We start from the raw sequence: 25180 nt of genomic DNA on the forward strand, positions 1-25180 counted from the left end.
TCAGCGCGGCGCGAAACCGGCTGGTCTAGAACGGAAGCCTGCGTCTCGGCAGGCACTTGCGCTGCTTCAGCGCTCCGACGAATGCCACGCGGCATATCGCAATCCTTTCTCTGATCGACTTATTCGATTGTGTCAAGCGGCTTGATCGGAAAAGTAATCTTTGGCGTACTTTGCCTCGAAGTCTTTCCGGTCAGGCGCTGTGCCGCGCATCTTGGCTGCCTCGTAGAAGCGATTGGCTGCCAGACGCGCGACTTCCGGCATGTCGGCAAACCCGGTGCTGCGGCGCTCCCGCATCGTTCGGCTAGGAGCATGGACCAGCGGTGTCTTGGGCTCTTCGCGCTTTGGCTGCTCGTCGAACAGCTCGGGGAAGCGTTTGCGCACCGCCGCTGCCGCCGCCTCTAGCTGCTGCTCAGGTTTGGCGCCCTTGCCAGCCTCGCGTTGTGCGATCGTGACGGCGTAGGCGGACGCTTCTTCGTCCTTACCGTACCAAGGGTTGTCGCGAGCGAAGTCCGCTTCGTAGTCACGCCCTTTGCTGGTCGGCTGGGCCTCCGCCTCAAGATCGCGCATCTCCTGCGCTGCCCTCGCTGCAGCTTGCTTGTCGCCGCTATCAACAGCAGCCGAGAACCGCTCTTCAATTTCCTGCGCGCGACGCTCGACCTCCCGCTTTACCTGCTTATCGGTGGCATCCACGATGCGCTCGATGCTGGACCGCAGCGTCTCGACCTCGCGCGACAAGTTCTTGTTGCGGCGATCAGTCGACTTGATCCAGTCCTGCGCTGATCGCGGAGGCTTGCCCTGGCTGCCCTTGTATTCGGGGTCCCAGCCCATGTCCTTGGCGAGCTGTTCGACCTCAGTCAATTGCCGAGGGGCATCCGCGCTGGCATCTCCCGCGTCTGCCACATCGCCGGCATCAGCCCCGGTATCAACGATCTGCTCTTCAGACATCACGCCGCCTCCTCAACAATCGCCATCACGTCCTTGTCCTGGATGATGCGGTATTCGCGCCCATCGGCGCCTGTCGTCATCACGCCAGCCAGTTTGGCAAACTGGACGATGTCACCAAGCTCAGGGACGGCATCGCCGAATTGGCCATGGTCGAAGCAGGCGGGAGATTTGGAGACGACGCGGCCTTGAACGCCGGTCAGCTTGTCTTTGTCGCGGACGCTGTCGGGAATGAAGACGCTGCCGTGCTTCTCAGCGACAGGAGCAACAGCGACGATCATCGCGAAGCCGGTAGCGCGGAGGCCGGGGCGGCAGTCCGCTAGGTCTGGTATCGAGCCCACTAGGGCCTCCTTCGTCTGTGTGGCGGCCTATTCCACCACTGGTTCTTGATCCAAGGCGCTGCACACCGCCTCGTATTCCGTCTGAGCCATTGCGCGATACGCATCGGCCCTCGTTCTCAATTCGAGCTGAAGCCGCGGCAGCACATCAGAAGGCGCCGACAGGGCTGCCGCCCATTCCCCCTCCTGCGCCTTCGCCAGCGTTTCCAGCGCCGCCAGCACCCATTGGGTCCGCGGGTCCTGCGTCCACGCCAGGAACTCGTCCTGCGTAACCGTCGCTTTCGCCAAGGGAGTGTCCAACCTCGACTCCTGTCTTTGTCGCTGCTGCGCCGGCCTGTGCGGCCTTGGCGTCGTTGAGATTGGCCTGGCTGGTCTTCACCCGCAGTTCTGCGATGGCCAGCGGGTCGGGCGCCGACTGCTTAGGCATCAGAGCGTCGATGTTCTCGATGCTCGCCGCCTCAAGGATGCGCCGGTTGATCTCCATGTCGTCGAGACCCTGACCCTTCATGCCAGCCAGCACTTGCGCCTTGGCGATCCGTTGCGCGGATGTAACGGCGGTGGGATCAGCCACCGGCTTGATGTCCATGTCGCTGTCACCAAAGTCGCCTTCGAAGTTCGCTGCGGGATCATCCAGCACAGCCAGATAGTCGGCCGCAGCCTCTTCCCCGCCGAACTTGGCGAGGTTGGCGAAAAGGATGCTGAATTCGTCGCCTAGCGAACGGTAAACCCGCTTGTAGATCGCGGTGAAAACCTGCAGCCCCTGTTCGATCAGGGCCAGCGTCGTGCCCACGGGCGCCGTGTTGGGCGCATTGCCCGTCACGATGTCTTTGACGCTGGTGATGTCCTTCGCGGCCCCCAGCATCAGTTCCAAAAGCTGGAACAAGATTGGCGAGGGGTTCGGGAATGTGCGTTCTACGATGCCGGCGCGAAGATCGCCGGCCGCGACGCTTACCGTCTTGTACTCACCCGGCATCCACCGGATGGCCTCGTTACGACTGTTTGACTGCAGACGCAGGCCCGATGCGATGAACCCGCCGCCTGCGATCTGCGCATGCCCCGCGTCCAGCATCTGGTTGATGCTCGCGTTGATCACGTCGCCAAGCTGCTCGACAAGGTGTCCGAAGCCGATGTCGTAGAAACCGCCCTTGGGGTCGGGCAGGAAACCGTATTTGACGTAGAACCGCTGCCGCTCAATGCGCAGAACGGTCGTGTCGTCATCAGCCAGAACGATGTCATCGGGACCGAAATTGGCCTCAATCCGCAGCACCTGAGACGTGGTCTTGTCGATGGTGACGATGTACGGTTCATCCGCGCCGTCGCCGTCCAAATCCAGGAACCGGTGCTGCTCTAGCAGCAGGCGAGGGGCCTCAGCGTCGTCACCCTCTGGGGTCAAATCGACGGCGCGATAATCGCCAGCCGCAATCCGCCGCTTGATCTGATAGGGATAGACTTCCGGCATGCGCTCGGTGATGCGCGGTGTGGTCTTCAGCGACTTGGCTGACTGCGGAACGATTAGGTCAAGCGCCGGGACATAGGCGTGGCACTCCTTGCCCTCTTCCCACCAGCACTTCCGGAAGCCGCAGCCGACTATGGGAAGCTGGGTAAGGAGGGCATCGGTGTCCTCCTCCCAATCGTCCATGCGAAATTCGATGTAAACGTTGAGATAGTCTGCCACGCGATCGGCGCGGGCCTGCTTGGCACCAGGCGGGATCGCCCACATCGGCTCAGGCTGCGGCATGTCAGGTGCCGGTTGGCCTTCCTGCGCTGGCGGCATCTGCGCTTGTAGACCCTGCAGCGCCTGAGCGGCCTGCTGCTGGGTCATGGTCTTGCCGTTGAGCTGCACCAGCACATTGCCCTGCTCGTCTTGGGCAGGGCGTCCGCGATCAGACCCGATAACCTTGATCCGGACCATGTCGCCCGGCTTGCAGATTGCTGGATAGGCACGCGCATTGAACTGCTGCGCTGCTACCGTGAGGATGGGAAAATCGACGTGGGCGTTACGATAGGCCGGCGCGTTAGCCAGCACGACCTTTTCCTGCGCAGCCCGCTTCAGCGCCTTGCGTACCGTCTCTTCCCATTCTTGGCGGTCGCCTAAGTCGCGCTCATAGTCCTGAACAACGTCGTGCCCAATCGTTGACAGGGTCTGGTCATCCAGCAGCGCCGACAGGTCACCTCGCGATTGGGCAAGCTGCACCAGCGTTGCCAGCGGCTCCGCACCGCCTGCAGCCTCGTCGGCCACATCTTCCATTTCGATCGGAGCCGCTGACGCCATCAGCCGATGTCGCTGCCAGGGCCGTGGTGATGCGGGTTCGGCTCGGGCTTCTTCTCAGGATGCTTGATGTCCTGCTTGGCCTGCTTCAGGCCTTCGAACGCGTCCTGCTGCTGCTGGCTGGGCTGCTCCGAGGTATGCTCGGACGGATTGTACGGCTCATCCGACACGCCGGCCATCTGCTTCAGCGTCTCGGTGGAGGTGTTGCCTCCGACATGGGCCAGTTCGGTAACCGGGCCGTCCGTGGTTTCGTTGCGCTCCGGTGCCGCCTTCGTCTTCTCAGGCGTCGTCTTCTTCGTAGCCATGATCCGTCTCCAAGCTTCCCCGCTTGGGCAGACCAATTAGGCTATCGTTGTGCTGGCGTAAGTTAGCTTAATTCGACTGACGCTCCAACTCGTCGATGCGCTTCTGCAACTCGCGCACGTTCTCTTCGAAGCCGGGCATCTTCTTGCGGGCGGCGAGCTTGGCCTTCAGGGCGTCGAGTTCCTCAGCATTCGTCATAGTCGGTGCACTCCTGAATGACATCCACCGCGGCATCCTCCGCGATCTTGCGAGCGATCATCCCGTCCATGCCTTGCCTAGCGACGGCGTAGAACAGAGTGTCGGTCATGCCGTCGCCCATCGGGCGGTGGATCGTCTTGTTGCAGCGGCCATCGGCATACACGCTGATCAGTAAGCACCCCACCATTCGTTCTTTGCGTGGGCCCTCGCAATCGACATGGTCTGCAGCGGCTTCAAGCAGCGTTGCGGCCGGCCCCGACAAGCGAGGGCGCTTGACCAGCCGCATGCGGTTCGCTCCGATACCGCGGGGCATCAGTTGTCCTCCCACAAAGCGCTCTTCCCCTGCGCTACCGCATCAGGCAACGCCATCATCGCCATATCCAGTGACATGCATCGGGCAGCCAGTACGTTGATGTCCTCGCCATCCCATTTGAAGCCCAATCCATGCGTCCGTTCAGCGATCTTCATCGTAGCTGCAACGCGCAGTCCGTCGCCATTGGCTGCGGGTAGCAGCCATTCGCGTACCTGATAGTCGTTGTGCCGCGCGCACTCTTGGAAGCGCTTGCGGACCTCGTCTGTGCCAATGCCGGAGAGAATGTGAAGCATCAGTAACCTGCGCTGTTAGAGGGGCGGTGATGCTCTTCGGCATACCAGTCGTCGTTGTCGGCTGCGCGATCGACTAGCAGTGGCTTGGCGATGGCAATCAGGCCGGCAGCGTCTGCACCATGGCTCGACCAGTCATGCTCCGGCCCAAGCCCGATGTCGCGCTTGTCGTCCTTCTTCTCATGGTATGCTGCCAGCGCCTCGATACCAGGCCCGCACTCGTCCTTGTCGATCCAGACGGACGGGAACAGCCGGCGTAGGGCCTCGACACGTTGCATCGCCGCGCCCTTACCCTGATTGCGTACGACTTCAGCCTCAAATCCAGCCTCGCGGACATGGTCGACGTACCGCATGGCACTCAGATGGTTGGTGTTGGCGCCGTCATGGGGCAAGACGCAGATGCAGCTTTCGTAACCGTTATCGCGCAGCCATTGTAGATGAACGGCAAGGGGCTGTCCCGATGCCTCGTAATAGTCGAGCAGCTTCACCCGATCGCCGACAAACTGCACAACCCAGATCGCCGTGTGATCGCGTGTGCCGATGTCCCAGAACGACCATAGCTGCATCAGGGGATCTACAGTCAGCGACGTGATCCGGCCCTGTGCGCGAGCGAGGGCCAGCGACTGCGCGTAATAGGCCCCCTCCGCCGATGCCTCGTAATCGCCTTCCCAGACATGCTGGTAGGTATCCGGCCTACGGATCAAGTCCTGCCGTCTTTCGTTCTCTAGAACGGCAGGGAAGGCGGGATTATCGCGCCAATTCAGTTCGACGATCTTGGCACCATCTGGCGGATCAACGCGGAAGCGCTTGTTGGTCGCGCTGCGGCGGCTGGCGGGGTTCCAGGTGACCCAAATCTCGCTGTCATGCTCGCGAACTGAAGGGATGGCTACCTGCCATGCCTTGTCGCTGACTGGCTCAGCCTCATCCACCCAGAGGATCTTGATACGAGCCTTGGACTTGATGCTGTCGATGTTGCGATCAAGGCCGGCGAACTTGTATTCGATCGTGCCAGCGAGCCCCGTGGTGCGGATGTATTTCTCACCGATGTCGAAGTGAGCCGCTAGCCAGGGTTCTTCGAAGATCGCCGCCTTGATCTCCGCCATCGAACTCTCATCAAGGCTGTTCATGAACTCGCGGGCGCAAACGATCACGCCGCTGTCGCCCTGCATCGCCCACTGGTAGGCGCGGACTGCAGTCATCTTGGCGAAGGATCGCGTCTTACCCGATCCACGCCCCCCGTATGCTCCGCGGTAGCGCGCCTCGCCGACGAATACCGGCCGAAGCTTAGGCGGTAGTGCGATCTGCGCCGTCGCCACTCTTCAGGTCCACCAGTTCGACGCGCATCACATGACGGATCGGATTTTCCTCATCACCGGCAACCTGGATCGGCAGCAGCTTGGACGCGAGTTTGTAAAACTCGGTTGGCTCGCCTTGTGCCCAAGCGAGAAAGTGACCGTGATCGCCACCCGACGCTTCCTGTAACTTGTCATAAACGGACTGGATCGCCGCCTTCATGCTGGCGGTCGTCTTGTTAGGCGTGCCAGCGACACGCCCGCCCGTTTTTTTACCCCGTGCCATCTAGATAGGTCTACTTTGGATCACTTCACCCGAACGGTGCTGACAGGCTTCGTCCCCTTACTCTGCGCCAGCTTCTTGGGCTCGCCGCGCTTCATGCCAGCGGTCACACTGGCGGGCATCGGCTTGGTTGGCTGGCCGTTGATAGTCGTCGACATGGTCAATCTCCTTGACTCGTAGATAGCACTGCAGGTTGGTAGCGGTCAGTTAGCAAAAGTCAGGTGAGGTGGATACGCCTGACACGGCCGGCGCCAGCTCGGCGCAATAGGCCTTGAGCTTCTAGGCAGCCAACGATGCGACTGACCTCATGCCTAGTACGAATGCCAAGGGTGTCGCAAATCTCCCCGTAGGAAGGCGCACGGCCATTCTGGTGCACCGATGCCTCAACGAAGGCCATGACCTCTCTACGGCGCTTTGCCGGGCGTCCACGAAGGTTTCCCATCCTACCCCTCCCTTTCGAAGTGTGAGCTGACCTGATTGAGCAGGGCGTGTGCGTGCTCGACGCCAACATCGCTGACGACGTAGCGGAGGATGTCTGCGTGGGAGTGCTGATCGGTGATGATCAGCGCGCCGTCCGAGCCAGCGGTGTACGTCAAGCCTGGCGCGAGGACGAGCAGCGGCGTTGTGATCTCCCCCATTGTTACTCTCCCCTTTCGACGTGTGAGTGGCGGGCGTCACACGGGCAGTTGTCGTAATCTTCACGGCATTTAGGGCAGCCCTCGCCAGTCGACCCTGTTGGACGCACCCGACGGTCAGGCGGAGGTGGCGCCATCAAACCTGCAGCAGCCAGCACGAAAGCGATTTTCCTCATGCCGCGTCTCCCCGCTCAAGAGCACGGCCGCGTTTTATGGCGGCGAGACGGCCGCGCACCGGCACAGTCTGGTCGCACCGGCCCGCGACGATCGCTTGAGCGGCAGCCTCTCCCTCCAAAGGCTCGCCGTCATCAGTCGTGACAAGCGTGCTGATCATTGCGGTGTGAACCGAAGCCAAGAGATCGTCTGCCGCCATCTCACGGGCGATCAGCAAATCCCCATCTACCGGATCAAGCAGGGCGACGATGGCGCGGAACTCGGCTTCAACCGACAGGTTAGGACCAACCGCATCATCATACATCATGATCTTGCCCGCGACGTGTCTGCGGATTGCCGCCTCCATCCGCTCCCTGACCTCGTTGGTGGGGGTGGGGACGTTGCGGATGCGCCAGGGGCTCGCGGTCTGACCGCTGTGAGTAGCCCACGTGTAATCGTAGCCAATGTCACCTTCGATGCGGTGGCTATCACGTTCATGACGAGTTGCGACAACGGGCACCACCCGCCCATCCTCATGGACCGCCTCGATCGCAGCGCCCCAGTCGACCTTCGTATCTTGGGTCATTGTGCTGCCCCCCGAAGCACGAGCGGTTCAGTGGCGCAGCGATAGCCATCCATCCAATCGCGCCGGTACACACTGGTCCAAGGATATGGGCAGGCGGTTTGCGGTTTCTTCGCTGCACCGGCGTTCCAGCCAGCTTGCCATCGGCTATCGTAGCTCATTCCCCATCCTCCTTGGTCTTTGTCTCTTGGGTGGGGAGGGCTTTGGCGCGTGCCTCAGCGACAGCTACTTTTGCAGCGACAAGGTCCCCCGATAGTGACCGATAAGCCTCGACTTGATCCCAATCGCAGAAATGGTCGTCACGATTTTCGTCATCGAATACCTGATGCTCGCAATTCCACGGCCGAAGACACAGCTCGCCTTTGTAGAGAACGAGACAGTCGACGTATTCGTAGTGGTATACGCCCGGCTTAGCAGGCATATCGGCTAGGCTTCGCGGCACGATCCACTCCCCCGGCGTATGCGCCATCTCCTTCATCGTGTTGTCTCCTGAGAATACAGTGGGTTAGGGCGCGTCGTTCCGACCGCGCTCTCATCTGCGACGGAGCCACTGCGTGTCTCCGCCCTTCGGGTTTCGATCGCTCGCGCGTCACGGCTTGCACGGCTGCCAGTCGAGGATGTCGAAGGCGAAGGACGGCGGGTATTTCGGGTCGTCCAGCGTCCAGCGATATTTGGCCGGGTCGATGCCGCGGACGATGATGCCGTTGCGAAAGCGGATGTCGACCAGCTCATGCCGTGGCGGCGTTCCTGTGTTTGCTGGCATGTCATGCTGCCTGGCGCCGGAGAATGTGCTGGATTAGATCGGTCGGCGCTCCTGAGGCCGGCGGAGCCAGCGGCTTGCGGGGCATCAGCTCCAAGGCCTTCTGGAAATTCTCCGGGCTTTTCAGCAGCCAGCCGAGGTTTGCGGTCCAGCCGCGGTCGTTCTTGCCGCAGTGGAAGTCGCTCGCGCCGACGTTGCGGATCGCCTCGAACACCTCCGCTTCGGTGTGTTCCTTCAGCCTCAGGCTCAGCGATTTGCGGCGACCGGCGTCCAGAGGCTTGGCAGTGGTCGCGCCTCGCTTCCCCGGTCCCTCGTTCCAAGCTTCGACAACGCGCTCGGCAAGCGGGCAAGGCGCTTCAGCGCCAGTGGTGGGGTTAGGAAGGGGGTTAGAATATATATCATTGGGGGAAACCTCAGGGGAGGTGTCCACTTTGTCCTTGGACTGTCCGCGGACAGTTCGGACATCCTTGGAAGGTCCCTTCTTTTCGGCGCGTTCAGCCCGCTTCCGCTCACGATCGCGAGCGCGGCGGTCGCTCAAAACGCGCCATTCTTCACCTTGGCGATCACGCTTTGCGCGGTTGCACGACTGGCAAGCCACGATGACGTTTTCGAGGACATTTTCACCGCCAGCAGCGCGTGGAACGATGTGGTCAATCTCAAACGGACCGGCCTCAGTGCCGCAATATCCGCAGCACTCACCGTCACGCTCAAAAGCCATTTGGCGCAGTTTCGCCCACGGCACTTGGCGAGCGATCTTTGCCTGTTCTGCTGCCATGTCCGCCTTCAGGATCACGGCCAGCTGCTCGGCGGTCATGCCGGTCGCCACCAAGGCGTCAAGGACCTCTGCTGACAGGCTCATCCCCGCACCGCCTGGAACCGCGTGAAGAACTGACCCTTGGCGCTGCCCGTGCGACCGTTGCGGCGCTTGGCACAGACGAACTCGATCTGGTTTTCGACCGCTGCCAGCGCCTGTTCCCAATCGTGGCGCTCGGCGCTGCCCTGCTCAGGCTCGTTCTGGCGCAGATAGTATTCCTCACGGACGAGGAACATCACTGCGTCGGCGTCCTGCTCTATCTGGCCGCTGTCGCGAAGGTCGCTCAGCTGCGGCCGGCGATCGGTGCGCTTCTCAACTTCGCGGGACAGCTGCGCCAGCGCGAGGATCGCAACCCCGGCATCCTTGGCGATGGCCTTGAGCCCGCGGCTAATCTCGCTGACCGCTTCGTAACTGCTCTTCGCCTTGCCGTCCGGCGACAGCAGCTGGAGATAGTCTATAACGACCAGCTCAAGCTCTTGACCCTTGGCAACCATGCGGCGGGCGTGCCGGCGGATCATCATGCCGAGGCGGCCGATGGTCAGCTTGCCGGTGTCGATCACCGACAGAGGCATGTCTTCCAACATCCCCATGGCTTGACCAACGGCGCGGATGGTAGAGGGGGTGGGGTTATCGTCGAGGATATCGTCGAGCGGGACACCGCTGCGACCGTTGAAGCAAAGATCCCCGGCCATGCGGCTGGCCAGCTCCTCGCCGCCCATCTCCAGGCTGACGAACAACACGCCATGGCCGTTCTGTGCGGCGCCCAGCGTGTAGGATAGGGCGGCAGCGGTCTTACCCATGCCAGGCCGCCCAGCGAGGATCACCAGCTGCTTCTTGCGCAGCGGCCCAAGCAACTGGTCGACGGCTTTGATCACGCCGCACTTCACGCCCTTCTTGGGCTGACCGAAACTATCCAGCAGTCTGCCGACACAGGCCGCGCCGGTCAGCTCGACCGCGCTTTCCGCGCTGTACGTGGCAGTGACGATCGCGGCGTCGGCAGCGTCCACGATAGCCTCAATCGGCGTATCGCTTTCCATGGCGGCCGATGCCTGCAAGCCCTCGATCAGCCGCCGACGCTTGGCAAGCCGCGCGATCATGCGTCCGGTGTCGAGGGTCGGAACGCCCGCCGCGGTCGAGGCCATCAGTGTGGCGAGGAATTTGTCTCCGCCGATCGCCGCGTAGCTGTCGTGCGGTTGCAGCAGTGGGCGAAGGGTGATCGGGTTGGCCGCGCGGCCCTGGCTATGCTCCGCGACGATCAGGCTATAGGTGTAGCCGAGGAACGGGTCAGCAAAATCCTCAGGCGCGAGGATGTCGGCGACAGCGTCAATCCGCTTGTTGTCGTAGACTAGACCGCCAAGCAGGGCATATTCCGCCTCGACCGTACTCATTCGGACACCTGATCGGCAATCCGCGCCATGATTGGCTTGATCAGCTCGCCAAGGCTGCGAGCCTCGCCGATGTAGCTTCCCTCAATGGTGACCACTGCACCTTCAACGGTGCGGTCGCGTTCGATCAAGACACGATCAATGTAGCGATCGTCGGGCATCTCGATCTTGTCGACCAGCAGATCGGTGATCGCCTTTTCGCGATTGGCGATGTCCGATTGATAGTTAAGATTGAGCCGGATCGTCAGCGCAACAGGCCGATGAACAGCAGGGCCGCCTAATGCCGCGTATTGCTGCTGCAAAGCGTCGCCTGCGGCCTTCTTCCACGCCTTGTATGCAGGGCTGGGGAAGCGCTTCATGGTGCGCTTGTCAGTGACGAACAGGTTGTTGCTCGTCGGCGGCATAGGAAGGTCGAACGTCATGCCGCCGCCCTCCACGCCTTGATCTGCTCAGGGCTGTAGAGGCTGGTGAGCATGGCATCTTCCATGCTGGTGCCCTTGACCAAGGCCTTACGGGCATAGCTTTTGAGCATGGCGCGGAGAAGGGCAGCGCAGCCTGCTTCGGCATCGATCACGCCAGTGTCGGTCGCCTCGAAGATCGTGGGCTTCGGCAGGGTGCCGCGCTTGCCGGCAGCGCGAAGCTGCGAAATACGGATGTCGAGGTGCGACAGCGTAGCGGTGTAGCCCATATCACGGAGGGCGCGGTGGGCGGACGCGGAACTATGATTGAGCAGGATCGCGTCAACGACGTGTTGCGGGGCGGGGCTCATTTGCGGCACCCCCGCAGAGCGGCAGCACGGCGGATGCGATAATCCACGATCAGCGGACTATTACGGTTAGCCTCCACCATCTTGAAGAGCGCGCGTTGAGCGGCGTCTTGGCGACGGCGCTGACCCATATCGGTAAGCATGGTGAGGATGCTCATGCCCGCACCTCACGCGGCCGGCGGATGGAGGCGCAGCGCTCAAGCCAGCGACCGGTGGCACTGTGCAGCTGGCGGATCAGCGCCTCACCAGCGATATATTCCTGCGGGACGATCGTGCGCCCGCCGGGGCCGTCCGGATGCTCTGCCTCGGCGATCATCACCAGCACGCGGCTGATCAGCAGCTGCATGTCGTCAACGTCGCAGATGGCGTCCTCAGCGACGACACGCATACCGCGGAAGGCAAGCCAGTCATCCAGCACGGTCGGCTCGACGCACAGCGCCTTGTCGATGGATTCCAGCGACGGCAGCGATCCGCTCAGTTGCTTGTCGAGGCCAGTGCCCGAGCAGCCGATGTCGTCGGCAAACCGGCCCTTGCCACGCTTGTCGATCGCGCGAGCCCAGCCCCGCATGATCTTCGCGTGTAACTGCTGTTTGGGAAGTGCGCCGTTATTCGGCACGATGGTTGGGTCAGCCACGTGTAGCGCTCCCATTATGAGATTGAGTGTCACCCCGGACCTGTTCGTCATCCTGCGAGGGCGGGATGCAGCGGCAGACGATGACCGCAGCGATGACGCTCGCGACGAACCAGCCGGCGATGAACCAGAGGATGAGGTCGAGGCGGGTCATGCGGCGCGCTCCTGTTCGGAATGGTCCTTCCGAGGACGGCCACGAGGCGCAGCAACACCGCGTCCAGCAGCATGACGCAGCAATATAGAGCGAGGCGCGCCAGTCCTCTCGGCAGCGATCCGACTGTTCAGTCCCTCGGACATCAAGGCCAAGGCTGCTTGCACCTCGGCACTCGGCTCAGAGGCCCTTGCGCGCTCCCACGACTGACCAATGATTACCGGGTCGGTGGCAACGGTACCGCGATCGGGATAGTTGAGAGCCGCAAACTTGCCATGAAGGAAAAGAGCGGCGGCATCGTAGGCCAAGCCAGCTTCTTCCGCTGTGTCATAGCAACCAAGATCGTAATTGGTACGATTAGCGGCAATTTTCGACCAGTATCGGCTACCCCGCTTATAGACGCCTTTCGGCAGTTCGCCGCGATGCTTGCGCCTTTGATTCCAAACATTCTGCTTCGGCGAGCATACTCGCAGGTTCGCCTTCCGATTGTCCCAAGGGTCGCCGTTGATATGGTCCACGACCATGCCAATCGGCGCGCGCATGATATGGTGGACCAAGAACAGCACGTTCCGCCCCTCCGCTACCGATGTGCGCCGGGCTGGTCGCTTATGCGTGCTCGATTTGCCACCGCAGTTATGCGCGTACCAGCGGAACTGCGCGAGGCGTTCGAAATCCTCATCGTCAACAATGGCGCTGTAGCCCAGCGTGGCGGGGATCAGCTTCATGCTGCGGCCCCGATCTGCGCCCGCAACTCCAGCGCCTCTAGCGCCAGCGCGTATCGCTTATCCGATCGGTCCTCGTTCTCAGCGCGCGATACCGCGGCTTGACTGATACCGAGCCTTGCAGCCAACTCGGTCTGAGAAAGACCGAGGGTGCGGCGTCGTTCTGCGAGACTGCGATGTGCCATGCCACGGATATATACGTATGCGTATAGCCACGCAAGCGGCAAAATACGCGCGCGGATTGGAGATGCGGCCGGGTCGTGCCTATGCCGCCGACATGAGCACACCTCTAGCCGAACGTATCAAGTTGCTGCGGCAGTCCCGTGGTGAGACACAGACCGAATTCGGTTTCGTGATTGGAGCGACACAAGCAACCGTCGCCAGGTGGGAAGGTGGCACCGCACCAAAGTACGATGCGCTAGTTAAGCTTGCCCGCTTGGCAGGTGTGACGATCGAAACCTTCTTGAATAGCACTATGCGCGCGGAAAGTGCCGGCGAAGTGCAGATTGTTGGATACGTTGGCGCCGGCGCTGCTATATACCCCTTTGATGACATGGCACACGGAGACGGGTTCGGCACCGTTGATCGGCCGCCGTTCGTGAAGGGAAAAGCTGTTGCGGTCGAGGTGCGAGGCGATAGCCTGATCCCGGTAGCCGAGGACGGTTGGCGGCTAATCTATGCTGGCGAACAGACGATCCTTGAGGACGAGGTTCTAAACAACCTGTGCGTCGTCAAACTGGTCGACGGGCGTACGCTCGTGAAGCGAGTAATCCGGGGTTCCAAGCCTCAGCGCTATCACCTCGTCAGCACCAACGCGCCGCTGATCGAGGACGCGGAGATCGAGTGGGCGGCTAAGGTCAAGGCGATCATCCCCGCCTGACCACCAATGTACATTAGCGAATAAAAATACGCGAGCGGATAAAAAGTGCTTGTGCGTATCCGCATACGTATATATGCCCGTCTCCACACCGGCCCTTCGCCGGCAGGAGACGCAGGATGGCACGCAAGCCCCAGCAGGAAGAAATTGACTACTTCGCCACGCTGACCCCGTTTCAGCAGGCGAAGGAAGTTCGGCGCAGCATGGCAATAGCTGCGGCTGATGCGGTGATTTACCGTTCGTGGCCAGATGATTTTCGGCTGTCGCAAATTCGTGACAAGAACGACCTTCTGCGGCGCCTCTGCCGTGGCATCCCGCTTGACGGCCTGACCAACGCCGAATGCGATGAACTTGGCTTTGGCCGCTGGAGTGAGGAAACCCCGCTTCGGCTGATCCCGACGTGGCTGTATCCCCACCTGCGCTATGGCGACACTGTTACGTCATTCACCGGGCGTGCTGTTGTCGTGTCTGAGGATTACACCAACCCAGACAGCGGCGAGGGCTATGTTGATAACGATGCCCGGTTCGGGTGCCTCGCGTTTGGTATCATTCCTGCCGACGCACAGGTGCAAGCATGACCCACCTCCCGAGCCCCGCCGGGTGGAGTGGCGACACTGCCGCCCTGTCTCTCGACCAGATCAAGGACATGGCTATTCAGCTTGGTCAGGAGCTTCCTGCCGCCAAGCTGGTAGAGCTGCTGCGCGAACTGGCGTCGAACCTCTCGTGGTCGAACGGCATCGACGACATTGATCGCGGCCTTGATGCCGTGGCGGACGATCTGCGCACCGAGGAAGAACGGACCGCCGCGAACCCGTGGCACTTCCCGACGCTGCCGATCCTGACGCAGCGCCCCGTCTCTCTCAACCCTGATGCGTGGAGGGCGTGATGGCTGAGCGTGGACGCCTAACGACAACATTTACATGGGAAGATCGCAATGGCGATAATGTGGAGGCACGCCTTCGTGTTATCTACAGCGCGACCAAGGGCTATCCTGACACATGGGAAGAGCCCGGCTCCCCTGATGAGATCGAGATTATCTCTATCGCGCCGATCGGCAGCGAAGTGGAGATCCCGCTCGCGCTCTACACCGACGATCAGCTGCTGGACGAATGTCATGCTGACTGGATCGAGATGCAGGAAGAAGCGCGCGAATGGCGTGCTCAGTCCCGCCGCGACAGTATGATGGAGGGGTTCTGATGGCTCCTGACCTCGCACAGATCGGCATGACCCTGATCCTGTTCGGCAGCATCGTTATGTTCGCATGGGCCAAGCCTGCCCTTCACCTCACCCAAGACGTGCTGTCCTTCTTCGGGGCGGCTGCACACTCCCTCTTTGCGAAAGGACCGCGGGCATGAGCCCTGTGTTTTCCGCAATGCCGTCTGGCGGCTGGTGCGCCCAGGAGCCGGGTCTTCCCTTTATCAGCGCTATGCGTGGCTACGGTGACACCAAGCGCCAGGCTGCTCGCGATCTGCTGCGCATCCTGAAGGTGGTGCGGCCATGAGGACCGACATTGCCCGGCTTCAGGTCGAGAACGTCATGGCGGCGCTCGGCAGCCACTTCGATGATGACGAGCGGCTGAAGCTCGACATGCTGGAAGGTGAGACGGACCTGTTCGTCATCCTCACCAAGCTGCTGAATAGGCTTGAGGACGAGGAAGGCTTTATCACCTCCCTCGCCGAGCAGATCAGCGACCGGCAGGCCCGCAAGACCCGCGCGACCGCCCGCAAGGATGCGTACCGGGAAGCCATCGCCGACCTGATGGCATGTGCCGAGCTGGACAAGGTGACGCTGCCCGAAGCCACGCTTTCGGTGCGCCAGGTCCCGCCCAAGCCGATCGTGACAAACGCAGACGCTCTGCCGGACGCGCTCTGCACCTTCATCCGTAAGCCAAACATGGCTGCGATCAAAGACGCTGACACGCTGCCTGAGGGCGTAGCCTTCGACAACGGCGGCATCACCCTGACTGTGAGGCGCAAATGACCCTTACTCCCGAACAGCAGCGCATGCTGGAAGCGCCGCTTGATCCCAAGTACGTCAAGAAGCCCTCCGGCTCCTTCGGTCCAAAAGGTGACTATCTGGAAGGCTGGCACGTCATCAACGAGCTGAACCGCGTGTTCGGCTTCGCAGGATGGTCCTATACCATTGACCTGAGCCGCGATGCCCTCACCGAAGGCAAGGACAGCAAGGGCAATCCCCAATGGCAGGCGGCTTACACCTGCATCTGCACCCTGACTGTTGCCGGCGTGACCCGACAAGACGTTGGTTTCGGATCTGGCTTTGCGAAGGCGGTCGGTGATGCCGTTGAAGGCGCCACCAAGGAGGCGGCAACGGACGCACTGAAGCGCGCCGCCCGCACCTTCGGTAACATCTTCGGCCTTGCTCTGTACGATAAGAGCCGGGCCAACGTGCAGGCCGCGCCAGAGCCAGAGCCGGAAACCGTGCGGCTATTCCGCGAGCAGATCAACGCCTGCGAAACAATGGTCCAACTCAATGAGTGGAAGGCCAAGAACGCGAAGGCTGCCAACGCAACCGGCTATGGCGATGCACTCGTCTCTGCATGGACCACGCGCAAGGCCGAGGTCGAGGCAATGGATCGGGTGGCAGCATGAGCGGCTGGACCATTCCCAACGCCGTGCGGATGGCACGCGCAGACGAGCAGGCCGCTCGCTTCGTCAGCTATCTTGACGCCTCTGATACGCTGAAGGAGGCCGCTTGGCTCGCTCGGCTGCCGTACCGGACTGCTAGCCGCTACGCGCGGCGGGTAGGTCGGTAATGGGTATCCTTGGCCCCGCCGCGCTCCGCAGCCGCAAGCGCAATGCTCCCCGGCCCGCATGGAAGGTGGCGGATCAGTACCGCCAGTGGCTGCGTGGACGGCCATGTGCCTGTCAGGGCAAAAACTCTGACTGCGGTGGCCTGATCCGGTCCGCGCACGTCGATTACGCCGGCAGCAAGGGTATGGGAACGAAGGTCGCAGACTGCGACTGCATCCCGCTCTCGGACAACTGCCACCGCCTTCAGCACAACAAGGGCTGGAAGTGGTTCGATCTTCACATCCTTGGCGGCGTGTCCCGCGGCCTGATGCTCGCGCAGGAATACTGGCGCGCATGGCCGGGGCGTGCGGGCTGGGAACGCGAACAGGAGGCTCGTAATGTCTGATCAAGCACCCCTGATCTTCCGTAAGGTTCTTGGCGGCCTTCGCCCTGTCGGCCCGATCGCAGAAGCCGCTATCCGTGCGCTGGACGATGGCCCGGTCCGTGTCCGCATCACTCGCACGGCAGGCAACGTCCGCCGCAATGCGCTGTACTGGTCGTGCCTGGGTATCGCAGCGCCGATGCTGTCGGAGCGGATTGAGGGCGATGCGATCGACGCGGAAATGCTCCACCGCATCCTTAAGGATCGTCGGGGCCTTGTCAGGGTCATCACCCTGCCGAGCGGTGACACCATCAAGGACTACGACAGCACGTCCTTCGCCAAGATGGCTGAGCCTGAGCGCGCCGCCTTTGTCGATTGGGCGCTGGCTACGCTGAGCAAATGGCTAGGCGTGCAGGTGGAAGACCTCTTGCGGGAGGGGCAGGCAGCATGACGGCCGCGATCCACCACGAGACGCGCCACGATCATTTGGCGCTGGTCTTTGCAGAACGCGAGCGTCTGGGGCTGTGGCGCCCGACCGCGTTCGCCTTCCCGCGAGGGATTGAAGCGCAAAGCGGCGAGACGCGTCAGCGGCTCGATCCGAAGGACGAAAGCCCGGTCCGTCAGGACGCGGCACCCCTCTTTTCGAAGGACCCCACCCATGCATCCTCATAGCAAAGAAGGGCTACTGCCGGTCAGGATCGCGCTGGAAGACGTGACGCCGACGATTGCGGCTGCGTTTGCTGATGACGCTTGCCTAATCTGGTCCGGCGAGTGGCAGTCGTACTGGCGCGCGGGCGGAAACGGCTACACCAAAGCCGCTGCCGAGGCAGGCCGGTACACCATCCAAGCTGCATACGAAGGGACGCGGCACTGCGATCCATCCAAGCAGATCATGTTCGAACGGGTTCCTCCCTCACGCGGGGGAGAAGAACTGCGGGAGGCGGCACAGTTCCTGTCGGATCGGCTGGATGATCTGGAGTGGCTGGAAGGCGATCTGGAAGCGACGTTGCGCGACTTCATGGGGCACGTCGATCCTGCGCATGCACGGCTGAAACACGCCCTTGCCGCATCCCCCCCCCCGGTCGACAGGACCGAGGCGGGGGAAAAAGCCGTTGAACGTGGCGCGAAGGCAATGTGGCTGGTCGGTCGCGATTGGGATGACCCGCAGACGTGGGATGGCCTTCCCGAATACGCGCAGGATCATTTCCGTGACCGTGCACGTGCATGTCTTGACGCCGCTCAACCGTTAGAGGGGCTGACGAGCGGGGAGGGGTGGAAGCTGGTGCCAGTCGAGCCGACCGAGGCGATGTGGGACGTCTTCGACAGCTACAATGGCGATAAGCGGACCGGCTACGACACTTGGCGCAAGGCGTGGTCCGCCATGCTCGCCGCCAGCCCGGCCAATCATGCGGGCAGCGTGGGGGAGGCGGCCGACTATCTCGACCAGTACGCGCAATTTATCCGCGACGAGGTGAAGGCCGCCGACTTGGAACGGCACCCGTATCTGCCGGCATTGGAACAAGCGGCCAACGACCTTCGCGCCCTCCAGGCCGTCACTGACAGCCGCGCTGCACAGGAGAAGGGGGTATGAGCATAGCCCTGTTCCTGTTCGACAAGACAGGCACCATGGCCGAGCCTTGGGCGGAGGCGGGATATACCTGCTATTGCGTCGACATTCAGCATCCGGCCGGTCCGGCCCGGGACGGCAACATCATCCGCGTCGGTGCAGACATCCACCGGTGGCTGCCTCCAATCGGTGAGCAGATCGCATTCATCGCTGCCTTCCCGCCGTGCACGCACCTGGCGGTGTCTGGGGCCCGCTGGTTCAAGGGCAAGGGGCTCTACGCGCTGTCGGACAGCATCGCGCTGTTCGCACGGGCCGCGGAGATCTGTGAGGCATCCGGCGCACCGTATCTGATCGAGAACCCGGTCAGCACGATCGCAAGCTACTGGCGCAAGGCGGATCACACCTTCCACCCACACTGGTTCACCCGGTACGCGCCGGAGGACAATTATACGAAGAAGACGTGCCTGTGGACAGGTGGCGGTTTCGTGATGCCCGAACGCATGGAAGCCGAGGGGCTGGCGGCGCCTGACAACCGCATTCACTTCGCTTCGCCTGGCGACGAACGCGCCAATTTCCGCAGCGCGACACCGCGAGGGTTCGCCCGAGCCGTGTTCGAAGCCAACCACCCTCGTCAGCAGCGGAGGGCCGCATGACCCTGAACCACGACGTAGCCGCGGTAGCGCGGGAAGAGGTGCTAGCTCTCGCTAATCGCGTCGAGGCGGGATGGGGCATCAGCAACTCGCTCGATGCTGAGATCGAAATCGCCCTCTTCAATCCACCAGAGGACGGCTTTCGCTCCGTCCGCCGCAATGCCGCCGGCACGAAGCTGATCTATACCCGTCAGGACGGCAAGGAGCTGACCTGCTGGGCGCGAGATTGGACATTGGACCGCCCTCGCGCAGTAGCGCTTCTTCGTGCCCGCGCCCACCTGAAGGAGCAGGAACGGTGAGCCCCGATCGCGAGCGCGTCTATCAAGACGATTACCGCCAGCTTCCCACCGGCTGGGAGCGTAAGATGCCGGACGGCACTACCAAGCAGGCCCACTGGCGGGAAAACCCAGCTTGGGCGCGGGAACTGCTGGAACAGCTCGACATAAAACTGCTTCGGGCGGCTGAGGAGGGGCGGGATGGGTGAGGCATACGCCCACGAACGCGCGCGAACGCCTGCGCAGTGGTGCGAGCATTTCGCCGCTCGCGATATCACGCTGTCAGAACGCACGCTCCGCGCCAAGGCCCGCAGCCTTGGGCTCTTTTTCACGCTCGGCAAGGCGATGCTGATCACGCCCGAGCAGATCGATCATATTCTTGAGGATGGCGGATGCCGCTCGAACCCTATCTCCGCGGCTCAACCTGGTGGGCCAAGGGGCGCATTGAATCGAACGGGCGCGCCCTTACCGGCTACATCCGCGAAAGCACTAGCGCATCTACAGAAGCTGGCGCGCGCCAGTGGATCGCAGAACGGCAGGCGCGGGAAGAGCGCCGCGCGGTCCTAGGGCATGACGAGGCGGACGAACGAGACTTCACCTTCAACGATGCCGTGATGCTGTATCCGGCGACGGCAGGCATGGCCAAATACCTGATCCCGATCGCGGAAGAACTAGGCAACCTGCCGGTAAAGAAGATCACGCCAAAGATGGTGCGTGATCTAGGCGCCCGCATCTACCCAAAGAACGCGGTCGATAGCTGGCGCCGGTGGGTAATTGCGCCAGCTCGTGCGGTGATCAACAACGCCAACGCCTTGGGTAAATGCCCCCCAATCCGGATCACTGGCTTCACCAAGGAAGAACGGGTGCGGCAGGACAAGGCGCGGGGCAAGCTTAGCCGCCAGCCAAAGACGCCCGGCGACTGGCCGTGGATCCTCGCGTTTCGCAAGCACGCCAGCAAGCGGCACGGCGCGCTAGCACTGTTCATGTTCACAACCGGCGCGCGCATCGGGCAGGCCGTGGCCATGCACCCTGACAACCTGAGATTGGACGATGGCAAAGCAATTATTCCCGGCGCGAAAGGTCATGAAGACCGTACCGTCACGCTGATGCCCGAGCTGGTCGAGGAATTGCGCGCGCTGAAGCCCAAGGTGCCCCGTGGATGGGACACCCGTTACAAGGCCAATCTGCGGGTATTCGGGTTCGCCGCCAAGGATAGCCCGCGCAGCGGATGGCGGACAGCCTGCAAGCGCGCCGGTATCCCGTACCTGTCGCCGCACGCGGCCGGCCGCCACGGCTTCGGGCAGGAGATGCGCGTTCGCCAGGGTGTAGACAGCAAGTCGGTCGAAAGCGTCGGCGGCTGGTCCGCAAAGGGCGGCATGGTCGACAAGACCTATACCCATGCCGAGGACAGCGACGCCAAAATCCTGGCAGCCCTGCGTACAGGTCGCGTACAAGCCGAAAAGAAGAATAGACGCAAACCCGCAGATAATGTAGAAAAACGGAATGGATAACATCTGCCCTCCGAAGGCAGAGGCCACAGGTTCGAATCCTGTCGGGTGCGCCAGCTTCCTTCGTCGGTCCCGACAAGCGCGCGTCAGAAGCGGACGCGCGTGGTGAAGCCGTAGCTGCGCGGGTTGCCGGGATAGCCCTGCACGATACCGGTCGATTTGGTATAGCCGAGCAGGTTGATGAAATAGGCCTTGTTGAACAGATTCTCGACCCATAGCTGCAGATCCAGCCGCTCGTTGTCGAGCAACAGGCCGGCGCGCGCACTGGCGAGTGCATAGGCCGGGATTTCCGCCGCCGGATCGAGCGTGATCGTCGTATTCTGGCGCGAGCGCCAATTGACGTCGACCAGGCCATAGGCCTTGGTCGTCTCGTCCAGCCTCTGGGTGTAATCGACCGTCAGGTCGCTGGTCCACACCGGTGCCCAGGCGACCTGCCGCCCGGTCAGGTCGCAGGTCGGCGTGGTCAATTGCCCCGGGCAGACCGAATTGGGGAAGGACGAATAGGTCGCCTTGTCATAGGCGATGAAGCCCTTGGTATGCAGGCCGGGGACCAGCCACGTCTCATTCTCCAATTCGATGCCACGCGAGGTCAGCGACCCGACGTTGGCGAGGAATTTGAGCGCGGTGTTCCCGACGCCGACCGCCTGGTTCGCCTGATAGTTGCGCACCTTGGTGTGGAAGGCGGTGAGATTGAGGAGGATGCGCCGGTCGAGGAACAGCGATTTGATGCCCGCCTCGAAATTGTCCGCGGTTTCGCCCTTCACCGTCTGCGCCGCGCCGCGCGCGATCGCCGAGGCGACGCCGCTGTCGGGATTGCTGCTGTTGTAGGGCAACAGGTTGAAGCCCGCCGATTTGTTGCCGCGGGCATATTTGCCGTAGACGAAGACGTCGCGGCCCGCCTGATAGCTGACGCCCGCCTCGCCGGACAGGGCGCGGTCCCTCAGGCTGGTGTCGACCTGCCCCAGCTGCGCATTGGCGCCGGCGGGCGACAGGGCGCGGATCTGGGCGCTGGTGAGATTACCAAGGTTGGCGGCGACTACGCCGTTATAGGTCTGCGACCGCCGTTCCCAAGTCTGGCGCAGTCCGATGTCGAAGGCCAGCCGGCGTGCGGCATCGGGGTGCCAGGTGGCGTTGCCGAACAGCGCCTCGGTATCGGTATGGAAGACCGCCTGGCTGCGGATGCCGAAGCTGGCGACGCGGTCGGCATAGGCGCCCTGCGCCCAGCTGCCGGTCGTGGGAAAGGCGGTGGTCGACGGATTGGCCGCCCAGATATTGTATTGGCGCCCAAAGCGGATGCGCGAATCGACCTGGAGCCGCTGGCGGCTGAGGAAGGCGCCGAACGTCGCCTCGACCGTGCGGCCGCGCGGGGTCTCCCAGCGCAATTCCTGCGAGACCTGCCGCTCGACGTTGCACGAGCCGTAGTCGGTGATCGCGTCGAGCTGCGTGTAATCGTTGTCGTTGTTGGTGAAGCAGCTCCACCGCTGCCAGCCGGTGATCGAGGTGAAGGTGCCGAGGTCGCCGGGCGACCAGTCGATCTGGCCGCTGGCGCTGTCCAGGCTGGTGCGCGCATCGAGTCGGCCATCGATGTTGATCAATCGGTTGCTGGCGGTGCCGGTGTTCAGCGTATAGCCCGCCGCCGCCATCCGCGCCTGCAGCGCCGCGGGATTGTAGATCGACAGGATGACCGGCGAAATGGTCGGGAAGGACTGGCGCGCATGCGTGCCGATCAGGCGGATGCTGAGCTCGTCGGCCGGCGTTGCGAGCAACTGGCCGCGTAGACCGGAACCCTGGCGCGCATTCTGATACCGGTTGTTGTAGAGGTTGCGATAGGTGCCGTCGCGATCGCTGTAGAAGGCCGACAGGCGCAGCGCGAGCAGTCCGTCGACCAGCGGACCGGTGGCGCTGCCCTTGATCTCGGTGAAGCCGAAGTTGCCGGTGCTCGCCTCGGCGGTCGCGCCCGGCGTGAAGCTGGGCTTCAGCGTGTTGATCAGCACCGCCCCGGCGGTGGTGTTCTTGCCGAACAGCGTTCCCTGCGGCCCGCGCAGCACCTCGACGTCGGCGAGGTCGTTGAAGTCGTTCGACACCATGCCCTGCCGGCCGGTGTAGACGCCGTCGACGAAGACGCCGACGGATCCGTCGATGCCATCGGTGTTGAAGCCGTTGTTGCCGATGCCGCGGATGCCGAGGTTGAGCTGCTTCGGATTGGTCAGATAGACCGAGAAGGCCGGGATCTTGAACTGGAAGTTGGTGAAATTGGTGAGGTTCTGCCGGGTCAGCGTGGCGGCGCCGATCACCGTCACCGGGATCGGCACTTCCTGCACATTCTCGCTGGTCTTGCGTGCGACGACGGTGATGTCGCGGCTGTCCTCGTCACCAGCCGACGTGACGGGAGCGGTCGTGTCCGCTGCTGGCCCGGGGTTTTGCGGTGCGGCGGTCTGCCCCAGTGCCGGCGCAGCGAATAGCGCGGCGCCGGCGAGCGAGGCGGCGATAACCCGGCGACGCGCGGTCGCATCAACCCGATCATTCATGTCTTGCCCCCCGGCAGCCGTCGTGCCCGCTGATCGAGCCGGTCGGCATCATCGTGCCCGGCGAGCCGATGCCGCCGGATGCCGAGGCGGCTAGACACGGTTCGTGACATGATGGTGACGGTTCGGCCCCATGGATGGCGCTGGCCAACCCGCCTTGCGAGGCAAAAGCGCCGAACCTATAGCTTGCGGCCGCTGTTGAACCGGACACCCCGGCTGGCGCCCGCGATCCGTCGTGCGGCCGATACAACGGGGAGGAGAGGCCATGTCATCGACCATCCAGGAACTCGAACGTCGTCGTGAAGCTGCACGGACGGGCGGTGGTGAGAAGCGTGTCGCCGCGCAGCACGCCAAGGGCAAGCTGACCGCGCGCGAGCGGCTCGACGTGCTGCTCGACGAGGGCAGTTTCGAAGAGGTCGACATGTTCGTCGAGCACAATTGCGTCGATTTCGGCATGGCGGATCAGGTGATCCCGGGCGACGGCGTGGTGACCGGATCGGGCACGATCAACGGCCGGCTCGTCTTCGTATTCAGCCAGGACTTCACCGTGTTCGGCGGCTCGCTGTCCGAGCGGCACGCCCAGAAGATCTGCAAGGTCATGGACATGGCGATGAAGGTCGGCGCGCCGGTGATCGGCCTGAACGACTCCGGCGGCGCGCGCATTCAGGAAGGCGTGGCGTCGCTGGGCGGCTATGCCGAGGTGTTCCAGCGCAACGTGCTCGCTTCGGGCGTGGTGCCGCAACTCAGCCTGATCATGGGGCCGTGCGCGGGCGGCGCGGTCTATTCGCCGGCGATGACCGACTTCATCTTCATGGTGAAGGATTCGAGCTATATGTTCGTCACCGGCCCGGACGTGGTGAAGACGGTGACCAACGAGGTGGTGACGCAGGAGGCGCTGGGCGGCGCGGTGACGCACACCACCAAGACCAGCGTCGCCGACGTCGCCTTCGAGGACGACATCGAGACGTTGCTGGCGGCGCGCGACTTCATCGACTTCCTGCCCGCTTCGAACCGCGAGCCGGCGCCGGAGCGCCCGACCGCCGACGCCTGGGATCGGATCGAGCCGAGCCTCGACACGCTGGTGCCGGCCAATGCCAACCAGCCGTACGACATGCACGAGCTGATCCGGAAGTCGGTCGACGAGGGCGACTTCTTCGAGGTGCAGCCGGCGCATGCGGGCAACATCATCTGCGGCTTCGGCCGGATCGAGGGGCGCACCGTCGGCATCGTCGCCAACCAGCCGATGGTGCTGGCCGGCGTCCTCGACATCAATTCATCGAAGAAGGCGGCGCGCTTCGTCCGCTTCTGCGACGCCTTCCACATTCCGATCGTGACCTTCGTCGACGTGCCCGGCTTCCTGCCCGGCACGGCGCAGGAGCATAACGGCATCATCAAGCACGGCGCCAAGCTGCTGTTCGCCTATGCCGAGGCGACCGTGCCCAAGATCACCGTCATCACGCGCAAGGCCTATGGCGGCGCGTACGACGTGATGGCGTCAAAGCACCTGCGCGGCGACTTGAACTATGCCTGGCCGACCGCGGAGATCGCGGTGATGGGCGCCAAGGGCGCGGTGGAGATCATCTTCCGCGGCCGGACGCCCGAGGAGATCGCCGAACGCACCGCCCAATATGAGGCACGCTTCGCCAATCCCTTCGTCGCGGCGAGCAAGGGGTTCATCGACGAGGTGATCCAGCCGCATTCCACCCGGCGGCGGATCGCGCTCGGGCTGCGCAAGCTACGGGGTAAACAGCTGGAAAACCCGTGGAAGAAGCACGACAATATTCCGTTGTGAGCCCTGCCCCTGCACATTATAAGGTC

General features: G+C 62.7%; 42 protein-coding genes and 1 tRNA gene. 18 read left to right on the plus strand and 25 right to left on the minus strand.

The genetic code is table 11. From position 1 onward, the window contains the following. Positions 1-132 precede the first annotated feature (132 nt). The 24 genes from D9601_RS02515 to D9601_RS20180 form a co-directional block, all read right to left on the minus strand. Complete coding sequence (locus D9601_RS02515) at positions 133-945, minus strand: hypothetical protein (RefSeq protein WP_198352352.1); 813 nt, start codon at positions 943-945, stop codon at positions 133-135. Beyond that, positions 945-1223, minus strand: coding sequence for a hypothetical protein (locus D9601_RS02520; protein ID WP_198352353.1), 279 nt, complete (start codon positions 1221-1223; stop codon positions 945-947). Before D9601_RS02520 ends, D9601_RS02515 begins: the two co-directional genes overlap by 1 nt. Before the next feature lie 205 nt (positions 1224-1428). Then, positions 1429-3552, minus strand: coding sequence for a hypothetical protein (locus tag D9601_RS02525; RefSeq protein ID WP_198352354.1), 2124 nt, complete (start codon positions 3550-3552; stop codon positions 1429-1431). Then, positions 3552-3854: a hypothetical protein gene (locus D9601_RS02530; RefSeq protein WP_198352355.1), complete on the minus strand. Its 303-nt coding sequence runs from the start codon at positions 3852-3854 to the stop codon at positions 3552-3554. Before D9601_RS02530 ends, D9601_RS02525 begins: the two co-directional genes overlap by 1 nt. 67 nt (positions 3855-3921) lie before the next feature. Beyond that, positions 3922-4050, minus strand: a complete 129-nt coding sequence (locus tag D9601_RS19980) for a hypothetical protein (protein WP_269769640.1) — start codon at positions 4048-4050, stop codon at positions 3922-3924. Continuing rightward, positions 4037-4336: a hypothetical protein gene (locus D9601_RS02535; RefSeq protein ID WP_198352356.1), complete on the minus strand. Its 300-nt coding sequence runs from the start codon at positions 4334-4336 to the stop codon at positions 4037-4039. Before D9601_RS02535 ends, D9601_RS19980 begins: the two co-directional genes overlap by 14 nt. Before the next feature lie 26 nt (positions 4337-4362). Beyond that, complete coding sequence (locus D9601_RS02540; RefSeq protein WP_198352357.1) at positions 4363-4656, minus strand: hypothetical protein; 294 nt, start codon at positions 4654-4656, stop codon at positions 4363-4365. Beyond that, complete coding sequence (locus D9601_RS02545) at positions 4656-5969, minus strand: PBSX family phage terminase large subunit (protein WP_198352358.1); 1314 nt, start codon at positions 5967-5969, stop codon at positions 4656-4658. Before D9601_RS02545 ends, D9601_RS02540 begins: the two co-directional genes overlap by 1 nt. Further along, positions 5938-6231 (minus strand): hypothetical protein, encoded by a 294-nt coding sequence (locus D9601_RS02550; protein ID WP_198352359.1) that lies wholly within the window; start codon positions 6229-6231, stop codon positions 5938-5940. The genes D9601_RS02545 and D9601_RS02550 overlap by 32 nt, the downstream gene beginning before the upstream one ends. A gap of 20 nt (positions 6232-6251) precedes the next feature. Further along, a complete protein-coding gene (locus D9601_RS19985; RefSeq protein WP_269769641.1) occupies positions 6252-6386 on the minus strand; it encodes a hypothetical protein in 135 nt (44 codons plus the stop codon). Between the two features lie 59 nt (positions 6387-6445). After that, entirely contained in the window at positions 6446-6739 is a 294-nt protein-coding gene (locus D9601_RS20175; RefSeq protein ID WP_443024688.1) for a hypothetical protein, read from the minus strand. Next, positions 6672-6866, minus strand: coding sequence for a hypothetical protein (locus tag D9601_RS02560; RefSeq protein ID WP_198352361.1), 195 nt, complete (start codon positions 6864-6866; stop codon positions 6672-6674). The genes D9601_RS20175 and D9601_RS02560 overlap by 68 nt, the downstream gene beginning before the upstream one ends. A 169-nt stretch (positions 6867-7035) precedes the next feature. Continuing rightward, on the minus strand, positions 7036-7602 hold the full coding sequence (locus D9601_RS02565) for a hypothetical protein (protein ID WP_198352362.1): 567 nt from the start codon (positions 7600-7602) through the stop codon (positions 7036-7038). 154 nt (positions 7603-7756) lie between these two features. Next, on the minus strand, positions 7757-8077 hold the full coding sequence (locus D9601_RS02570; protein WP_198352363.1) for a hypothetical protein: 321 nt from the start codon (positions 8075-8077) through the stop codon (positions 7757-7759). Positions 8078-8188: 111 nt separating this feature from the next. Continuing rightward, positions 8189-8362, minus strand: coding sequence for a hypothetical protein (locus D9601_RS02575; protein ID WP_198352364.1), 174 nt, complete (start codon positions 8360-8362; stop codon positions 8189-8191). A gap of 1 nt (position 8363) precedes the next feature. Beyond that, complete coding sequence (locus D9601_RS02580; protein WP_198352365.1) at positions 8364-9218, minus strand: HNH endonuclease; 855 nt, start codon at positions 9216-9218, stop codon at positions 8364-8366. Further along, the gene (locus tag D9601_RS02585) at positions 9215-10561 is read right to left on the minus strand and encodes a replicative DNA helicase (RefSeq protein WP_198352366.1); all 1347 of its coding nucleotides are present in this window, start codon (positions 10559-10561) and stop codon (positions 9215-9217) included. Before D9601_RS02585 ends, D9601_RS02580 begins: the two co-directional genes overlap by 4 nt. Beyond that, complete coding sequence (locus D9601_RS02590) at positions 10558-10980, minus strand: RusA family crossover junction endodeoxyribonuclease (protein ID WP_198352367.1); 423 nt, start codon at positions 10978-10980, stop codon at positions 10558-10560. The genes D9601_RS02585 and D9601_RS02590 overlap by 4 nt, the downstream gene beginning before the upstream one ends. Next, positions 10977-11246 (minus strand): hypothetical protein, encoded by a 270-nt coding sequence (locus D9601_RS02595; protein ID WP_198352368.1) that lies wholly within the window; start codon positions 11244-11246, stop codon positions 10977-10979. Before D9601_RS02595 ends, D9601_RS02590 begins: the two co-directional genes overlap by 4 nt. A gap of 77 nt (positions 11247-11323) precedes the next feature. Further along, on the minus strand, positions 11324-11482 hold the full coding sequence (locus D9601_RS02600; protein ID WP_198352369.1) for a hypothetical protein: 159 nt from the start codon (positions 11480-11482) through the stop codon (positions 11324-11326). Next, complete coding sequence (locus D9601_RS02605; RefSeq protein WP_198352370.1) at positions 11479-11958, minus strand: hypothetical protein; 480 nt, start codon at positions 11956-11958, stop codon at positions 11479-11481. The genes D9601_RS02600 and D9601_RS02605 overlap by 4 nt, the downstream gene beginning before the upstream one ends. Next, positions 11951-12109 carry a hypothetical protein gene (locus tag D9601_RS02610; RefSeq protein WP_198352371.1) on the minus strand — a complete coding sequence of 53 codons (159 nt, stop codon included), beginning with the start codon at positions 12107-12109 and terminating at the stop codon, positions 11951-11953. Before D9601_RS02610 ends, D9601_RS02605 begins: the two co-directional genes overlap by 8 nt. Beyond that, positions 12106-12831, minus strand: a complete 726-nt coding sequence (locus tag D9601_RS02615; protein WP_198352372.1) for an HNH endonuclease — start codon at positions 12829-12831, stop codon at positions 12106-12108. The genes D9601_RS02610 and D9601_RS02615 overlap by 4 nt, the downstream gene beginning before the upstream one ends. Further along, positions 12828-13013 (minus strand): helix-turn-helix domain-containing protein, encoded by a 186-nt coding sequence (locus tag D9601_RS20180; protein WP_198352373.1) that lies wholly within the window; start codon positions 13011-13013, stop codon positions 12828-12830. The genes D9601_RS02615 and D9601_RS20180 overlap by 4 nt, the downstream gene beginning before the upstream one ends. Positions 13014-13030: 17 nt before the next feature. On the opposite strand from D9601_RS20180, the gene D9601_RS02625 reads away from it, so the two are divergent. The 17 genes from D9601_RS02625 to D9601_RS02705 all read left to right on the plus strand — a co-directional run bounded on the left by D9601_RS02625 (position 13031) and on the right by D9601_RS02705 (position 20893). Then, the gene (locus D9601_RS02625) at positions 13031-13708 is read left to right on the plus strand and encodes an XRE family transcriptional regulator (protein WP_198352374.1); all 678 of its coding nucleotides are present in this window, start codon (positions 13031-13033) and stop codon (positions 13706-13708) included. Positions 13709-13824: 116 nt separating this feature from the next. Then, positions 13825-14283, plus strand: coding sequence for a hypothetical protein (locus D9601_RS02630; RefSeq protein ID WP_198352375.1), 459 nt, complete (start codon positions 13825-13827; stop codon positions 14281-14283). Continuing rightward, the gene (locus tag D9601_RS02635) at positions 14280-14591 is read left to right on the plus strand and encodes a hypothetical protein (RefSeq protein WP_198352376.1); all 312 of its coding nucleotides are present in this window, start codon (positions 14280-14282) and stop codon (positions 14589-14591) included. The genes D9601_RS02630 and D9601_RS02635 overlap by 4 nt, the downstream gene beginning before the upstream one ends. Continuing rightward, positions 14591-14902, plus strand: a complete 312-nt coding sequence (locus D9601_RS02640; RefSeq protein ID WP_198352377.1) for a hypothetical protein — start codon at positions 14591-14593, stop codon at positions 14900-14902. Before D9601_RS02635 ends, D9601_RS02640 begins: the two co-directional genes overlap by 1 nt. Beyond that, complete coding sequence (locus tag D9601_RS02645; RefSeq protein WP_198352378.1) at positions 14902-15060, plus strand: hypothetical protein; 159 nt, start codon at positions 14902-14904, stop codon at positions 15058-15060. The genes D9601_RS02640 and D9601_RS02645 overlap by 1 nt, the downstream gene beginning before the upstream one ends. After that, entirely contained in the window at positions 15057-15206 is a 150-nt protein-coding gene (locus D9601_RS02650) for a hypothetical protein (protein ID WP_198352379.1), read from the plus strand. Before D9601_RS02645 ends, D9601_RS02650 begins: the two co-directional genes overlap by 4 nt. Continuing rightward, a complete protein-coding gene (locus tag D9601_RS02655) occupies positions 15203-15685 on the plus strand; it encodes a hypothetical protein (protein WP_198352380.1) in 483 nt (160 codons plus the stop codon). Before D9601_RS02650 ends, D9601_RS02655 begins: the two co-directional genes overlap by 4 nt. Continuing rightward, positions 15682-16314 carry an RAD52 family DNA repair protein gene (locus D9601_RS02660; protein WP_198352381.1) on the plus strand — a complete coding sequence of 211 codons (633 nt, stop codon included), beginning with the start codon at positions 15682-15684 and terminating at the stop codon, positions 16312-16314. The genes D9601_RS02655 and D9601_RS02660 overlap by 4 nt, the downstream gene beginning before the upstream one ends. Positions 16315-16477: 163 nt before the next feature. Next, positions 16478-16861 carry a DUF968 domain-containing protein gene (locus tag D9601_RS02665; RefSeq protein WP_198352382.1) on the plus strand — a complete coding sequence of 128 codons (384 nt, stop codon included), beginning with the start codon at positions 16478-16480 and terminating at the stop codon, positions 16859-16861. Then, positions 16854-17288, plus strand: coding sequence for a hypothetical protein (locus D9601_RS02670; RefSeq protein WP_198352383.1), 435 nt, complete (start codon positions 16854-16856; stop codon positions 17286-17288). Before D9601_RS02665 ends, D9601_RS02670 begins: the two co-directional genes overlap by 8 nt. Next, positions 17285-17509, plus strand: a complete 225-nt coding sequence (locus tag D9601_RS02675; protein ID WP_198352384.1) for a hypothetical protein — start codon at positions 17285-17287, stop codon at positions 17507-17509. Before D9601_RS02670 ends, D9601_RS02675 begins: the two co-directional genes overlap by 4 nt. Continuing rightward, entirely contained in the window at positions 17496-18428 is a 933-nt protein-coding gene (locus D9601_RS02680) for a hypothetical protein (protein WP_198352385.1), read from the plus strand. Before D9601_RS02675 ends, D9601_RS02680 begins: the two co-directional genes overlap by 14 nt. Further along, on the plus strand, positions 18425-19057 hold the full coding sequence (locus tag D9601_RS02685) for a hypothetical protein (RefSeq protein WP_198352386.1): 633 nt from the start codon (positions 18425-18427) through the stop codon (positions 19055-19057). Before D9601_RS02680 ends, D9601_RS02685 begins: the two co-directional genes overlap by 4 nt. Further along, a complete protein-coding gene (locus D9601_RS02690; protein WP_198352387.1) occupies positions 19054-19353 on the plus strand; it encodes a hypothetical protein in 300 nt (99 codons plus the stop codon). The genes D9601_RS02685 and D9601_RS02690 overlap by 4 nt, the downstream gene beginning before the upstream one ends. Further along, positions 19350-19538: a hypothetical protein gene (locus tag D9601_RS02695; RefSeq protein ID WP_198352388.1), complete on the plus strand. Its 189-nt coding sequence runs from the start codon at positions 19350-19352 to the stop codon at positions 19536-19538. The genes D9601_RS02690 and D9601_RS02695 overlap by 4 nt, the downstream gene beginning before the upstream one ends. 183 nt (positions 19539-19721) lie before the next feature. Further along, a complete protein-coding gene (locus tag D9601_RS02700) occupies positions 19722-20840 on the plus strand; it encodes a tyrosine-type recombinase/integrase (RefSeq protein WP_198352389.1) in 1119 nt (372 codons plus the stop codon). Beyond that, a tRNA-Arg gene (locus D9601_RS02705) sits at positions 20811-20893 on the plus strand. Before D9601_RS02700 ends, D9601_RS02705 begins: the two co-directional genes overlap by 30 nt. Positions 20894-20923: 30 nt before the next feature. On the opposite strand, the gene D9601_RS02710 is transcribed toward D9601_RS02705, so the two are convergent. Further along, the gene (locus D9601_RS02710; protein ID WP_198352390.1) at positions 20924-23365 is read right to left on the minus strand and encodes a TonB-dependent receptor; all 2442 of its coding nucleotides are present in this window, start codon (positions 23363-23365) and stop codon (positions 20924-20926) included. A gap of 262 nt (positions 23366-23627) precedes the next feature. Between D9601_RS02710 and D9601_RS02715 the strand changes: the two genes are divergently transcribed. Further along, positions 23628-25154: an acyl-CoA carboxylase subunit beta gene (locus D9601_RS02715; protein WP_198352391.1), complete on the plus strand. Its 1527-nt coding sequence runs from the start codon at positions 23628-23630 to the stop codon at positions 25152-25154. Positions 25155-25180 lie beyond the last annotated feature (26 nt).

It is taken from the genome of Sphingomonas sp. MA1305 (genome assembly GCF_016107325.1).
Classification (GTDB): domain Bacteria; phylum Pseudomonadota; class Alphaproteobacteria; order Sphingomonadales; family Sphingomonadaceae; genus Sphingomonas.